Genomic DNA, 14,566 nt, shown 5'->3' on the forward strand with positions numbered 1-14,566 from the left:
CGGGTCATTCCGTACGGGTGGTGCTGCCTGTGTCGTCGGGGTCGATGTCCCGCGCCCGGTCGCTCATCTGGTCCCAGAAGCGGCGCATGCCGGCGACGGGCACCTTGCGCTGCCAGGGAGCCTCGCGTCGGAAGCGGAGGGAAGCCCACGCCCAGGGCTGCCACTTCCTCAGCAGGTCGCGCTGGTGCAGGCAGAAGACCTCGCTGAACTCCATCCGCAGGTTCTCCACCTTGGCCGGGTAGGGGCACATCTTCATCCGGCAGTCGTCCGTGCAGCTGGATCCGGGCTGCGCCGTGCGTTCCGCCCCCCGGACCGGGTTCAGCCGGGTGCGGTCCCTGCGTATGCAGGACGGCATCTGGGCCGGCGCGCGGGAACGGAGCTCCAGCCTGCGGAACGTGTCCTTCGGCCGGTAGGACCGTTCGCCGAGCACCAGCAGCAGCAGTACGTCCGCGAGCAGTTGCTGTGCCGTGGGGTCCAGGGTGCTCCACCCGGTGGACGGCGGGATCCACAGGTTGTGGGCCCGCTGCTCCCCGGGCAGCCCGACCTCGGTGCCGATGCAGGAGGCCAGGGCCGCCTCGTCGATCCACAGGAACCGTTCGGGCCGCCGGGTCTGCAGAGCGCGGACCGCCAGCTTCGCGGCACCCTCGACCAGCGGGTGCTCCGCCCGGTTTCCGTCGCCCCGCGACAGCCACTCCCGCACCTGGCCCCTGGGGTCAGCCCCGTGGCCGCGGATCGCCTGGTCGGCGTTGACGTCGTCGGGCAGGCTCCACAGGGTCAGGGCGTGCAGCAGCGTCAGGCGCGTGTACCAGAACGTGCTCTGGTTCAGCAGCTCCTGGGCCTGTTTGACGAGGAACTCGCGGGCCCTCCGGTTGGGCCGGGAACCGGGCCGTCGGTTGGCGGCGTACTTGAATCCCTGGGCCAGCGCCGATCCCAGGCCGATGGGGGCGCCGGGGCCGTCCTGACGGATCCTGGCGTCGATCGTCTCCCCTGTCTCCCCGGTCGCCATCCGAACCCAGTTGTCCAGGTCGTCGCGAGGGCTGGCGAGATGGCGGGACATCATGGAGGAGTCGACGAGCAGCGGGAGGAGCCAGGCGCGCATGGTGTTGCAGGCCCAGTTCCCCTTCTCCGCCAGGGCCTCCTCCTCGGCGTACCGGCGATCCCGTCGCTCCCTCTCTTCCCTCAGGTCCCGCTGCGACCTGAGGCCGTTCGTGCCCGCCTCCCCGGAGGAAGGCTCCAGGGAGTCCATGTGCTCCATGTGCTCCATCGCCTGGCTGTCGCACTCGCGCTGGATCACGAGCGACGCACAGGCCGCGGAGAGTCTGTCGCACAGCGCCTGGTACGCCGGTTCGCCACCCGCTCCTACCTCCTTGACGAGCGCCTCGCGCACCCGGCGGTCCGTTTCCTTGCGGCCGATCTCGAACAGGACGCCGTACGGCGGGTACGCCGGGTGCTCGTGCCCGGAGTTGCGGCTCTGGGCGGCGGCCACCCGGCGTACCGCCGTTCCGCACTGCTTCACCAGGGCGAGCTTCGCCTCGCGGAGCCTGGCGGGGTCCTCGTTCTGGCCGAGCCGGTTCCAGTCCTTCGAGATGTCCGAGATGAGGTCGTACTGTCTCGGGACGGTCCGGACGCTGTCGATCTCCACGGCGGCGCCATAGATCTCGAGCGCCCTCAGCCGCGGACCGCCACGCTCGTCGGGCTCGCCGTTACCGGTCGCCGGGAGCTGTCCGGCCACCTTCTGGGCGCGTTCCGCGTAGGTCAGCAGGTTCTCGGCCTGCTTCCTCAGCAGCCCGCACATCGTGTCCACGGGGCACGGCCGCCTGCGCTCCGCGGAGCCGCCGCAGGTGCACTTCCCGTTCTGCGACCGGGAGTACAGGGTGAGAGCGATGAGGAGTTCCCGTCCGCCCCGCCGCAGAGCCCCGGCGATGTGTTCCGGCCGGCTGTCGGCCGTCGCGTTCTCGAACATCTTGTCGAGGAAGCGGGATCCGAGATACGCCTGCACGATGCTGTGCTGAAAACGGACCTTGTCGCCGTTCTCGTGGACCAGGCCCATCCGGGTGCCCCAGGTCGCGGCGATCCGGGCGTCCACCCTGGGGCCCAGCCGCCAGTCGGCGCCGTCCTGCGTTCCTCGGCAGGGGTGTTCCTGCCCCTGACCCTGCCCGCAGGCGCCGCGCCTGTGGCCGTACTCCTTCGGCGACCACCGCAGGTCCGCCATCCGGTCGTCCAGCTTCCGCGCGGCGCGCTTGTTCCATTCCGTGTCCGAGGCGAGTTCCCCGAGTTCGACGTCGGCGCTGTCCGAGGCGAGGCCGATGCACGCCAACGCGGAGATGTACTCCACCACCGCCAGCCTCGTGTCGTGGTCGATGGGGAGTTCGGGGTGGACGTCTCCGTCGACCAGCGCGTGGATCCACGTCTCCATGAGTTCCGCCCGCAACGTCCAGCTGTCATGGAGCTGGAGGTCCGGACTCCCGCCCCCGGTCCACAGGGGTTCCAGCAGGTCCTTGCTGTGCAGATCCTTGGCGATCTTGAGGTAGATGGGGGATTCCGCCATGTTGGCGGCTTCCACGATGCGGTCGAGCAGGGTCTGATCGGAGCGCCAGCTGCCGCTGCGGGCGATGTAGCACAGGGCCGCCTCGTTGCTCAGCGGCTCCAGTTCCGAGACGGCCGCCTGCATCGCGCGCAGCGGTTCGTGCGGCCGCGAGGCGATGACCAGCGGCAGGCCCTCCTGGCCGGCCCTGCGTATCGCGTCCCGGATCAGATTGTCGCGTCGGCCGCGCATGTTGTTCTGGCCGAACGCCTCCTCCAGGCCGTCCGCGAGGACCACGATCCGGTCGGCTCGCTGCCTGAGCCACCGCCAGATCCGGTCGATCTCGCCGTCGGACCGTACTTTCGACCGCACGATGTCGCGGAAGCGCGCGAGCGCCATCTCGTCGAAGTCCAGCGGCTCGTCACCCTGGACGTCGCGCAGCCGTATCGGGATGGGTACGGCCCCCACGGCCGCGAGTTTCTGGGCGAGCCGGACCAGCAACGCCGTCTTGCCGACACCGACGCCACCGACGACGACATGAGGCCGTCGGACCTTCTTGTCGCCCAGGTTCTTCATGATGGCGTTGCAGAGCTGGTCGCGTCCGACCACTTCGTCCATCAGACTGCCCGCGGTCTCCACCAGCCGGCTGGGCTCGTGCCTGGCCTGGTACGTGCAGTAGCGGCGGACCTGCCAGAGCCGCCAGGACAGGAAGAGGAGGGTTGAGGCGGCGACCAGCAGCACGGGCATCGCCACGCCGGTGACCGCGTCGCACGCGGCGGATTTCTTGCTGTCCTCGCACAGGTGGGGTCCGAAGCCATTCACACGCCACGACTTGTCGACGAGCTCCAGCACCGCGACGAAGACCCACGCGAACAGCCCCGCGGTCAACAGGGCGACGACCGCGACCAGCGCGGTCGTCCACGGCGGATTCCACCACCGTCTGGCGTGTGTGACGCCGCGGTGGATCAGCCACCGGGTACGGAGGCGCCAGAAGACGGCGACGAACGGGCGCCGGCCGTGCGCCCACAGCTCCCGCAGGGGGCCTCCCTCCGCCGGACCTGCGACGATCTTGACCTTGCGCTGGTGGAGTGCGTATCCCATTGACCACCACTCCGTCGGCTCCGCCGGGATCGGCCGGGGGCCGACGCTTCCGGGTACGGGGTGTAGAGGTGGAGGGATCCCTGCATCCAGTTCACCAGCCCCTGCCTGGCCTCGCCACTTGGATCCGCCCCCGCCGCCCCTACCCGTTCCCATCCTTCTGGGGGCGCAGCCCCCAGAAGGATGGGACGGGTAGGGGCGGCGGGGGCGAGGAAAAGGGGCCTACGTCGGTACGACGCCCAGCGCCGGTGTCGGCGTGAACCGCACCGGCAGTTCCACCAGCCCCCGCAGCCACGGCGACGGGCGGCGGGTCAACGACTCGGCCGGGACCGCCAGGTCGATGTCCGGGAGGCGGTCCAGGACGACCTCGATGCCGGTGCGGGCGATGACCTCGGCTACCTCCTGCGCCGGGAACGGGCACCGGTGTTCCCCGTGCCCGAAGGAGAAGTGGGCGTTGTTGCCGCCCGTCAGAGCCGAGCCGTCGGTGCGGACCTGCGGGTCGGAGTTGGCGCCCTGGAGACCGAGGAGGAGCAGATCGCCCGTACGGATGTGCCGCCCGCCGAGGCGGGTGTCACGGGACGCCCAGCGCCCCGGCATGGTCTGCACGGGCGCGTCCTCCCACAGCACCTCGTTCATCGCCTCGGCGACACTGCTGCGCCCCCCGAAGAGCGACGCCGCGAACCGCTCGTCCGTGAGCATCAGCCGCAGCGAGTTGCCCATCCAGCCGGCGGTCGGCTCGTTCCCGGCCGCGATCATGATCATCAGGTCGTGGGCGATCTCCTCGTCCGTGAAGCCGTACGGGTTGGAGAGGAGACGTGAGACCACGTCGTCGGCGGGGCGAATCCTGCGCGACGCCAGCAACTGGCCCATCGCCATGACCAGATGACGCTGTCCCGCCGGCCCGGCCTCCTGCCCGTCGACCATGTCGTTCGCCGCGCCGACCAGCCCCGGCGCCTCCTCGTCGGTGAAGCCGAACAGCCGCGCCATGACCCGTACGGGCAGCCGCATCGCGTACTCCTTGACGAGGTCCGCCTCGCCCCGGGCACAGATCGAGTCGATCAGCTCGTCCGCGAACTGCTCGGTGTACGCCCGCAGTTCGACCGGGTCGGCCTCCTCCAGCGCGCTCCCGATCATCGCGGCCCGCTCACGGTGGCGTTCCCCGACGGTGTAGAGGATCGACGGCTGGCCACGGCCGATCATCGGCAGGTGCGGCCAGTCCGCGGGGATCCTCTCCCACTGGTTCCACAGCTCCGAGTCCCGGCTGAACAGCACCGGATCGCCGGTGACTTGGTGCAGCTCGCGGTAGCCGAGCACCAGCCACGCGGGCACGTCCCCGTCGAGCAGCACCGGTGTCACCGGGCCGTGCTCGCTCCGCATCTCCCGGTACAGCCGGTCGGGTTCGTTCCTGAACCGGGGGCCGTCGAGCGGGACATGGGCGCTCACCGGGGCAACTCCTCTGTTCGTACGGGCACTTGACCATCGTACGAACGCGGGCCCGGTCGTGAGCTCTGGCAGCGGTGTCTCGCGTGTTCCACGAGGGCGATCAGTACCCCCTTGCTCGAACTCCGGGCGCGGGCATCGCAGTTCACCAGCGGTACGTCGGGATCGAGGTCGAGCGCCTCGCGGACCGCCCCCGGGGCGAAGTCGGGGCCGCCGAAGTCGTTGCGGGCCACGACGAAGGGGGTGCCGTGCTGTTCGAGGCGGTCGATGGCGTACCAGGAGTCGTCGAGGCGGCGGGTGTCGACGAGGACGACCGCGCCGAGCGCGCCCGCGAACAGCCGGTCCCAGAGGAACCAGAAGCGTTCCTGGCCCGGCGCGCCGAACAGGTACAGCACGTTGTGCGCGTCCAGCGTGATGCGGCCGAAGTCGAAGGCGACGGTCGTCGCGTTCTTGTCGCGCACCGCGCTGACGTCGTCGAGGGCCTCGCCGGCCCGCGTCATCGTCTCCTCGGTACTGAGCGGACGTATCTCGCTGACCGAACGGACGAGCGTCGTCTTGCCCGCTCCGAAGCCGCCGACGACCACGATCTTCAGCCCGTTGTCGGCGGAGGCGCGCAGGGGCGGACGCGGGTCGGGGTCGCCCGCCGCTGCGGGGTCAGAGGTTGCGGAGTCCAACTAGCACCTGCTCAAGGATGTCGGGGTCGGTGACGGCGGTGCGGCGCGGATGACGGGCGCTGACGCGGCCCGCGGCGAGCAGGTCGGAGAGCAGGACCCTCGTGATGCCCACCGGCAGCCGCAGCATCGCGGCCACCTCCACCACCGCCATGGGTCGCTCGGTGAGCCGCAGGATCGCCGCGTGCTCCGACTGCATCCCGGGCACCGGATCGCACTCGGCGACGACCAGCGTCACCAGGTCGAACGGACTGTCGGGCGCGGAGCGGCTGCGCCCGCCGGTGAGGGTGTAGAGGCGGTCCGGAGAATCGTCCCTCCCCGGGCGGTTGCCCGGCCGTCCCGTCGGCTGTCCCGCCGTTCGGTTCATGCCGTACGGGGCTGAGCCGTACGGGGCTGGTCTGTTCGTAGCTCGCCTGTTCGGGGCTGGTCTGTTCGGGGTTGGGCGCGCAGGTGGTCCCCGAGCTGCTCGACGAGTTCGCTCATGTTGTGGCCGACGAGCCCGGCGTCCGCGTCCTCGGCGGTGACCACGGCGAGGTGCGCGCCCTGGCCCGCCTCGACGATGAACAGCACCCCTCCGTAGAACTCCGTCATCGCGGTACGCACCCCTCCGCTGCCGTCCCCGAACTCCACGGACGCGCCGTGCGACAGCGACTGGATCCCGGCGGCGATCGCGGCGAGCTGGTCCGCCTGGTCGACGGACAGCTCCGGCGTACGGCACAGCTTCAGGCCGTCCCGGGACAGCACGAGCGCGTGCCGGGCACCCGGGGTGCGCTCCAGCAGGCCCTCGATGAGCCAGGTCAGCTTCTCGTCGGCGGTCGTCGGGCCGGGGCCGAGGCCAGTGCCGGTCATCAGGTGAGGTCGCCTTCCGGGTGGGAGCTGGGAGAGATGGGAGGTGAGGGTGCGGCTTCCGTCGGGGGTGCGGGTGTGTTCGTGATGGTGGTGGCGGAGGTCGATGTCGAGGTCGACGTGGGTTCGGGGGCCGACTCCGGGTTCGTGCTGCCCTGGAGGGCCGCCTGGTCCGGGAGGGCGCCGCGCACGGCCTGCCGGAAACTACCGAAACGTGCCACCCGCGCGCGCGTGTCCTCGGGATCGGGGTCGGCCGCGAGCGGGACGGACCACCTCGACTCGTCGGCCCGAGCCGCTCCCCGCGCGCGCTCGGCCTCGGCGAGGGTACGGCCCCGGCGCCGCTTCGGCAGCACGGCGGGGGGCTCCTCAGAGGTGGTGCTCTCCGGGTGCTCCGGCGCGTGGCGGTCGGGGGACTCGTGGGTGGGTACGGGGTCCGGGTCCAGGTCGCTGGTGGCGGCGCGGGCGGCGGCGTACGACTGGTCCGCGCGGGACTGGTCCGCGTACGGCTGGTCCCCTCCGTACGACCGGTCTGCGGGGGGCTGCTCCGCGTACGGCTGGTCTCCTGCGTACGAGGGGTCTGTCCCGTACGACTGGTCCTCGCGCGGCTGCTCCGCGTACGGCTCCGGCGTGGAGGGACTGTCCGCGTACGCGGCCTCCGTGTATGACCCCTCCGCGTACGAGGTCTCCGCGTAGGCCGTCTCCGCGTACGACGTCTCCGGGTACGGCCAGTCCGGGCGGGCCTCCTCCGCGTACGACACCCGCGGACGCTGTTCCTGCTCCTCCTGCTGCCGTTCCTTGGAACGTGCCTCCCAGGGTTCACCGGGCGTCGGCACCGGGGCTGCGGGCGACTCCTGCGCCGGCTGTCCCGCGCGCGCGGGAGGTGCCGGCATCGGCAGTGGCTCCGCGGTCGCCGCGCCCCCGGCCAGGACGTCCTGCGGGATGAGCACCAGGACGCCGGTGCCGCCGCGTGCCGAGGGGCGGAAGGAGACCTTGAGGCCGTACTTGCGGGCCAGCCGGCCGACGACGGAGAGACCGAGGCGGGTGCCGGTGAGGCCGCCGAGGCCGATGGCGTCGGCGTTCCTGCCCTTCCGCCCGCCGCTCTTGCCGCGCTCCTCCCCGCGTGCCCCGTGTACCCCGGATTCCTCGGACTCCCCGTCCTCGCCGGAGACGGCCCGTTCGGCGCGGCGCAGCTGTACCTCGCTCATGACCAGGCCGCTGTCCTCGACGGACACGATGACCCCGGAGGGGACCTCCTCCACGTACACGTGGACCTCGGCGGTCGGCGGCGAGAAGTTCGCGGCGTTGTCGAGGAGTTCGGCGAGCGCGTGCATGACACCCTCGGCGGCGTGTCCGGCGACGGCGGCGGTGCTGGCGGAGTGCACGCGCACGCGCTGGTACCCGCTGATGCGGCCCATGGCGCCGCGCAGGATCGACTCCATGACGATCGGGCGGGCCCAGCGGCGGCCAGAGCGGGCGCCCGAGAGGACGGCGATCGAGTCGGCGAGCCGGCCCGCCTGGGCGGTGCGGTGGTCGAGGTGGAGGAGGTCGGCGACGACGTCGTCGTCCGAGTGACGGTCCTCCATGGCGCGCAGGTCGGCGAGGGTGCCGGTGGCCAGCGCCTGCATACGGCCGGCCGCGTTGGCGGTGGCCGCGAGGATCGCCGCGCGCTCCTGGTCGGCCCGGCGCAGCTCCTCGGTCAGCCGGGCGTTGTCCTCGGTGAGCAGGGTGATCTCGTACGCCTTCTCCTGCTGGAGGCGGGTGACCTCCTGGGTGGAGGCCTCGGTGAGGCGGGCGCGTTCGCGGGCGAGATCGGCGGACACGCGCGCGCGTTCCCGCTCCAGGTCGGCGGTGAGGCCGGCCCGTACCTGGTTCAGCTCCTCGGTGAGACGGGACCGGTCGTGCAGCAGACGGCCGGCGTCGTCGATGACGCCCGCGAGCCGTTCGCGCAGCAGCCGGGCGGTGTGGATGCCACGGGCGGCCACGGCGACGGCCGCGCACAGCAGCAGCGCGGCGCAGGCCCCGCCCAGGGCGAGCGGGACGCGCACCTCGTCCGGCGCCCGGGCGACCGCGCCCGCCACCGCGAGCGCGGCGAGCGCGGCGGTGAGCAGCGGGGCGGGCAGGAGGGCGCGGTAGGCGGGGCGTTCGCCGGGCTGTCGGGGCGCGGTCATCAAGCGGTCCTCGGTCGGTTCCTAGGGTCTGTCCCCGGTCTGTTCCTGGGTCTGTTCCTGGGGGTTCTGTGGGGCGCTTGTGCGATCAGTGCGATCGATTTGTGAGCGAGAAGTGACTGATGGTGTTCAACTCGCCGTCACTATAGGGGAGTTGGTGATCGAATTTGCGGTGTTCCGGTTCGGTTCCCACAAACTGTGCACGTTTCCCTGGCCGCACGGACCGTCACTGTCAGTGGTGGGATGCATGCTGGGGTCATGACGGATCTTCGGCCGCTGGAGGCGGAACTGCGCGGGGCCGTCCGGGGCGAGGTCGGTTTCGACGCCACGTCCCGGGCGCTGGCCACCATGGACGCGTCGAACTACCGGCGTGTTCCGCTGGGCGTGGTCGCCCCGCGCGACGCGGACGACGTGGCGGCGGCGCTGGCCGTCTGCCGGGCGCACGGCGTGCCGGTCGTCGCGCGCGGCGGGGGCACGTCGATCGCGGGCCAGGCGACAGGCACAGGGGTGGTTCTGGACTTCACCCGGCACATGAACCAACTCCTCTCCCTCAACCACGAGGAACGGACGGCGGTGGTTCAGCCTGGTCTGGTCCTGGACCGTCTCCAGGAGGCCGCCGCCCCGCACGGTCTGCGCTTCGGCCCCGACCCGTCGACCCACGGCCGCTGCACGCTCGGCGGCATGATCGGCAACAACTCCTGCGGCGCGCACTCGGTCGCCTGGGGGACGACCGCGGACAGTGTGCGCGAGCTGACGGTGATCCGCGCGCGGGGCGACCGGCTCCGCCTGGGCCGGGACTGGGCGGGCGCCCCGGAGGGCCTGCGGCAGCTGGCGGAGGGCGAGTTGGCCCGCCTGCGCACGGGCTTCCCGGACCTCCCGCGCCGTATCTCCGGTTACGCGCTGGACGCGCTGCTCCCCCAGAAGGGCGCGGACGTCGCCCGCTCGTTCTGCGGTTCGGAGGGCACCCTGGGCATCGTCACGGAGGCGGTCGTACGCCTGGTCGAGGCCCCGCGCGCGCGTGCGCTGGCCGTGCTGGCGTACGCCGACGAGAGCGCGGCGGCGGAAGCGGCGGCGGGCCTGCTGCCGTACGGCCCGCTGACGGTCGAGGGCATGGCCGCCGACCTGGTCCGCACCGGCACGGACCTGCCCCGGGGCGGCGCTTGGCTGTTCGTGGAGACGGGCGGCGCGGATCCGGCGGAGGCACGCGCGCGTGCGGAGGCGATCGTGCGCGCGGCGGACGTCATGGACGCCCTCGTCATGTCCGACCCGGCCGGCCAACGTGCCCTGTGGCGCATCCGCGAGGACGCGAGCGGCACTGCGACGCGTATGCCGGACGGCACGGAGGCCTGGCCCGGCTGGGAGGACTGCGCGGTACCACCGCCCCGACTGGGCGCGTACTTGCGGGACTTCAGGGCCCTGCTGCGGGAGCACGGTCTGCGCGGCACGCCGTACGGCCACTTCGGCGACGGCTGCATCCACGTACGCATCGACTTCGACCTGCTGACGACGCAGGGCGTGGCCCGCTTCCGCAGCTTCTCGGAGGAGCTGGCGGAGCTGGTGGTGGCCCACGGCGGCAGCCTCTCCGGCGAACACGGCGACGGCCAGGCGCGGGCCGAACTCCTCCCGAAGATGTACGCCCCCGAGGTGATCGCCCTCTTCGAGCGCGCGAAGGCCCTCTGGGACCCGGACGACCTTCTGAACCCCGGGATGCTGGTCCGCCCGGCCCGCCTCGACGAGAACCTCCGCTTCGCGGTCCTCCCGCGCGAGCCGGTGGACGTGGCTTTCGGCTACCCGGCGGACGGCGGGGACTTCGCGGCGGCGGTGAGCAGGTGCGTAGGGGTGGCCAAGTGCCGTACGCCCGCGCTGGGTTCGGGAGGCTCGGACGTGATGTGCCCGTCCTTCCGGGTGACGGGCGAGGAGGAGCACTCCACGCGCGGGCGGGCACGGCTGCTGCACGAGATGCTCGCGGGCGAGGTGATCACGGACGGCTGGCGGTCGGAGGAGGTCCGCGACGCACTGGACCTGTGCCTGTCCTGCAAGGGCTGCCGCTCGGACTGCCCGGTCGAGGTCGACATGGCCACGTACAAGGCGGAGTTCCTCCACCACCACTGGTCCGGCCGACTGCGCCCGGCGGCCCACTACGCGATGGGCTGGCTGCCGGTGTGGCTGGGGGCGGTCGCGCGTACGCGCACGGCGCGGCTGGTCAACTCCCTTGCTGGGGTGAGGGTGTTGGCGGCGCTGGCGAAGCGGCTGGGGGGCATCGCGCCCGAGCGGGAGATTCCGGGGGTGGCGGGGGAGACGTTCAGCGGGTGGTGGCGGAAGGATGGGCGTGAGACTGGGGGGAGCGGGCCGACGGTCATGCTCTGGCCCGACACGTTCACGGAGCACTTGACGCCGTCGGTGGGGCGGGCGGCGGTACGGGTGCTGGGGGCGGCGGGCTTGAGGGTGAGTCTGCCGCCGACCGGGCGGGGCACCCGGGTCTGCTGCGGTCTGACGTACGTCTCGACGGGCCAACTGGACCGGGCCCGCAAGGTGTTGCGCCGCACGCTGGATGTGATGGAACCGGTCCTGGAGGCGGGAACCCCGGTGACGGTCCTGGAACCGAGCTGTGCGGCGGCCCTCCGCACGGACCTGCCGGAACTCCTGCCCGACGACCCCCGAGCGCGCCGCCTCGCGGACACGGTCCGCACCTTCGCGGAGACCTTGGAACACCACGCCCCCGACTGGACGCCGCCCCGCTTGGCCCGTCCGGTGACGGGCCAGACGCACTGCCATCAGCACGCGGTTCTGGGGGACGCAGCCGACCGTCGGCTCCGTCAAGCCGCTCTGCTCTCGGGCGAACTGAGCGGTGGCTGCTGCGGTCTGGCGGGTAACTTCGGTTTCGAGAAAGGTCACTTCGAGGTGTCGGTGGCCTGCGCGGAGGAGCAACTGCTGCCGGCGGTGCGGGAGGCGACCCCCGACACGGTGATCCTGGCGGACGGCTTCTCGTGCCGGACACAGCTTCAGCAGCTGGCGGGAGTACGGGGACGGCATCTGGCGGAGGTGCTGGCCGAGGGACTGGAGGGGGACGAAGCATGATCGGCAACGAGCTGACGCGGGTGGCCGTCCTCTCCGACATCCACGGGGTGCTCCCAGCTCTGGAGGCGGTGCTCGCCGAGCCGGAGGTGACCGCCGCGGAGCGCATCGTGCTCACGGGGGACATCACAGCGGGTCCCCAGCCCGCCGAGGTTCTCGCCCTTCTCCAAGGGCTGGGCGACCGGGTGTTGTGGATCGCGGGGAACGCGGACCGGGAGCTGGTCGAGTACCGACAAGGGAAGCGGATGTCGATCCCGGACCCGATCGCCCCCTTCGCCGCCGACCGGCTCACGGACGAACAGGTCGAGTTCCTCGCGGCCCTGCCCACGTCCCTCACGCTCCCCGTCCGAGGACTCGGCGACGTCCTCTTCTGCCATGCCACTCCCCGCGACGACGAGGAGGTCGTCCTGGTCGACTCCCGCCCCGACCGCTGGACGGAGGTCTTCGCGGACGTCCCCGAGACGGTCCGCACGGTGGTCTGCGGCCACACCCACATGCCGTACGTCCGCCTGGCCCACGGCCGCCTCGTCGTGAACCCCGGCAGCATCGGTATGCCGTACGGCCGCCCGGGCGCCCACTGGTGCCTGCTCGGCCCCGGCACCGATCTGCGCGTGACGCGGTACGACATCCCGGCCGCGATCACCCGCCTCGTCGCGGAGTGCGCGTACCCGGAGATCGCCGACTGGGCCGACTGTTACCTGCACGCCCGGGTGACGGACGCGGAGGCGCTGGGGGTGTTCGGGGCGCGTGACGGGAGAGCAGCCGCGCCGACGGGGTGAGGTGGGTGAGGCCTGGCGGGGTGGCCGTACATGCCCGCGTACTCCGCCAGGTGAACGGCAGTTGGTCAGTTCCCCGCACTGTGGCGGGTGCGGGTAGGCCGTGGCGCCCTTCGACTGGTCCGCAGTGCCGTGACCTGGAGTGCAACGTCACCCCGCGGTCTCGCGTAGACGGCTGGGCCGTTCCTGGCCTCGACGTATCGGTGGCGGATGCGTCCGCTGCTCCGCGAAAGCTGCCACAGATCGACTCGCGTGGTTCGTCGGTCAGTCGAGTGTCTCGCCCGAGTCGGCGGGCTGGGAGTCGTTGATCGGCGCGGACCGCTCGGTGTCGTCGTTGGTCGCGGCCCAGCTGGCCAGCAGGTTCAGGGCGTCCTGCGAGGGTGAGTGGGGCTCGGCGGTGTAGGTGAGGAGGAACTGGCTGGGTCCGTCGGGGAGCGGGAAGGTTTCGAAGGGCAGGTCGAGGTCGCCGACGACCGGGTGGTGGAGGAGCTTCACGCCCGTGGTGTGCATGCGGACGTTGTGGGCCGCCCAGCGGCGGCGGAATTCCTCGCTGCGGGTGGACAGCTCCCCGATCAGGTCCGTCAGGCGCCGGTCGTAGAGATCGCGGCCGGCCTCGGCGCGCAGCATGGCGACCGTGTCGTTGGCGACTTCGTCCCAGTGGCGGAAGAACTCGGTCGCGTGCGGGCTGAGGAAGACGAACCGGGCGTTGTTCGGCGGCCTGGCGGGGTCGGCGTAGACGGGGGAGAACAGGGCGCGCCCGAGGTGGTTGGCGGCCAGGATGTCCCCGCGTCCACTGAGGATGAACGCGGGTGTGCCGGCCATCGAGTCGAGGACGCGCTGCACCGTGGGCCGCACACGCTGCTGGGCCGGGCGGCGGCGTGGCGGACGGGTCGTGCCGGCGCCGCGCAGGAGATCGAGCAGGTGGATGCGTTCGGCCTCGTCTCCCACGCCGGCGACGGCCCCGGCGTCATCGACAGCAGCCCCGCCAACGTGAGGACCGCCGTCGAAGGCTCACTCCTGCGGCTCGGCATCGACCACATCGACCTCTACTACCAGCACCGCGTCGACCCGAACACGCCCATCGAGGAGACCATCGGCGCGCTGGCCGAGCTGGTCGCCGAGGGCAAGGTGCGCCACATCGGCCTCTCGGAAGCCGGCCCCGCAACGATCCGCCGGGCGCACGCCGTGCATCCGGTGGCCGCGCTGCAGACCGAATACTCGCTGTGGACCCGCGACGTCGAGGCCGAGATCCTCCCGCTGCTGCGCGAGCTCGGCATCGGGTTCGTCCCCTACTCGCCGCTCGGGCACGGCCTGCTGACCGGGCAGATCCGGACCGTCGACGACTTCGCCGATGACGACTGGCGCAAGACCAACCCGCGCTTCACCGGCGAGAACTTCCAGCGCAACCTGCGCATCGTCGACGAGGTGCAGGCCATCGGCGCCGAGATCGGGGCCACCCCGGCCCAGACCGCGCTGGCGTGGCTGCTGACCCGCGGCGACGACATCGCCCCCATCCCCGGAACCCGGCGGGTCTCGCGCGTCGAGGAGAACACCGCCGCCGACGGCATCGAACTCACCACTGCTCAGCTCGACCGCCTGAACAAGCTCACGCCGGCCTCGGGCGAGCGCCACGACGAGGCGAACATGGCCACCATCGACCGGTGATTCGCGGCTTGAATCCGCGGTCTACCGCAGAGTTTTGGCGTCGACCGCCTGACCCCCGAGCTTGACCGAACCCGACCCGTCTGGCGCCAGGTCGCCGCGATCATCACCGCTCGTATTGCCGGGGGCGAGTACCCAGTGGGTGCTCGTGTGCCCACCTCAAGTCTGAGGGGCTGGTCCGCGCGGAGGTCGGCCTGGGTTCATTCGTCGCCGAGCAGTAGCCAAGCCGCCGGAGCACAGGCCGGGGCGCATCGGTTGCACATAGGTTCGTATGCTCTTCCTGGTCCATTACTCTGGACGGGAAAGTGC

9 protein-coding genes and 1 pseudogene are annotated in these 14,566 nt (G+C 71.7%); 3 read left to right on the forward strand and 7 right to left on the reverse strand.

Features of this window, described 5'->3' with window-relative positions:
- Positions 1-4: 4 nt before the first annotated feature.
- The 6 genes from ACFYXF_RS22495 to ACFYXF_RS22520 all read right to left on the reverse strand — a co-directional run bounded on the left by ACFYXF_RS22495 (position 5) and on the right by ACFYXF_RS22520 (position 8,747).
- The gene (locus ACFYXF_RS22495) at positions 5-3,625 is read right to left on the reverse strand and encodes an NACHT domain-containing protein (protein WP_389351648.1); all 3,621 of its coding nucleotides are present in this window, start codon (positions 3,623-3,625) and stop codon (positions 5-7) included.
- 219 nt (positions 3,626-3,844) lie between these two features.
- Positions 3,845-5,065, reverse strand: a complete 1,221-nt coding sequence (locus ACFYXF_RS22500; protein WP_389351650.1) for a cytochrome P450 — start codon at positions 5,063-5,065, stop codon at positions 3,845-3,847.
- Entirely contained in the window at positions 5,062-5,736 is a 675-nt protein-coding gene (locus ACFYXF_RS22505; RefSeq protein ID WP_389351651.1) for an ATP/GTP-binding protein, read from the reverse strand. The genes ACFYXF_RS22500 and ACFYXF_RS22505 overlap by 4 nt, the downstream gene beginning before the upstream one ends.
- The gene (locus ACFYXF_RS22510; protein WP_389351653.1) at positions 5,717-6,100 is read right to left on the reverse strand and encodes a DUF742 domain-containing protein; all 384 of its coding nucleotides are present in this window, start codon (positions 6,098-6,100) and stop codon (positions 5,717-5,719) included. The genes ACFYXF_RS22505 and ACFYXF_RS22510 overlap by 20 nt, the downstream gene beginning before the upstream one ends.
- On the reverse strand, positions 6,097-6,582 hold the full coding sequence (locus ACFYXF_RS22515; RefSeq protein WP_389351655.1) for a roadblock/LC7 domain-containing protein: 486 nt from the start codon (positions 6,580-6,582) through the stop codon (positions 6,097-6,099). Before ACFYXF_RS22515 ends, ACFYXF_RS22510 begins: the two co-directional genes overlap by 4 nt.
- Entirely contained in the window at positions 6,582-8,747 is a 2,166-nt protein-coding gene (locus ACFYXF_RS22520; protein ID WP_389351656.1) for an ATP-binding protein, read from the reverse strand. The genes ACFYXF_RS22515 and ACFYXF_RS22520 overlap by 1 nt, the downstream gene beginning before the upstream one ends.
- 255 nt (positions 8,748-9,002) lie before the next feature.
- On the opposite strand from ACFYXF_RS22520, the gene ACFYXF_RS22525 reads away from it, so the two are divergent.
- Both ACFYXF_RS22525 and ACFYXF_RS22530 read left to right on the forward strand, forming a co-directional pair.
- Complete coding sequence (locus tag ACFYXF_RS22525; RefSeq protein WP_389351657.1) at positions 9,003-11,822, forward strand: FAD-binding and (Fe-S)-binding domain-containing protein; 2,820 nt, start codon at positions 9,003-9,005, stop codon at positions 11,820-11,822.
- On the forward strand, positions 11,819-12,598 hold the full coding sequence (locus tag ACFYXF_RS22530; protein WP_389351659.1) for a metallophosphoesterase family protein: 780 nt from the start codon (positions 11,819-11,821) through the stop codon (positions 12,596-12,598). The genes ACFYXF_RS22525 and ACFYXF_RS22530 overlap by 4 nt, the downstream gene beginning before the upstream one ends.
- A 261-nt stretch (positions 12,599-12,859) precedes the next feature.
- Here ACFYXF_RS22530 and ACFYXF_RS22535 read toward each other — a convergent pair whose 3' ends face one another.
- Positions 12,860-13,417, reverse strand: a complete 558-nt coding sequence (locus ACFYXF_RS22535; RefSeq protein WP_389351985.1) for a hypothetical protein — start codon at positions 13,415-13,417, stop codon at positions 12,860-12,862.
- 105 nt (positions 13,418-13,522) lie between these two features.
- On the opposite strand from ACFYXF_RS22535, the pseudogene ACFYXF_RS22540 reads away from it, so the two are divergent.
- A pseudogene (locus ACFYXF_RS22540) lies at positions 13,523-14,260 on the forward strand (aldo/keto reductase); the annotation flags it as partial.
- Between the last annotated feature and the right edge of the window lie 306 nt (positions 14,261-14,566).

The sequence above is a fragment of the Streptomyces sp. NPDC002680 genome (genome assembly GCF_042889145.1).
Classification (GTDB): Bacteria; Actinomycetota; Actinomycetes; order Streptomycetales; family Streptomycetaceae; genus Streptomyces; species Streptomyces adonidis.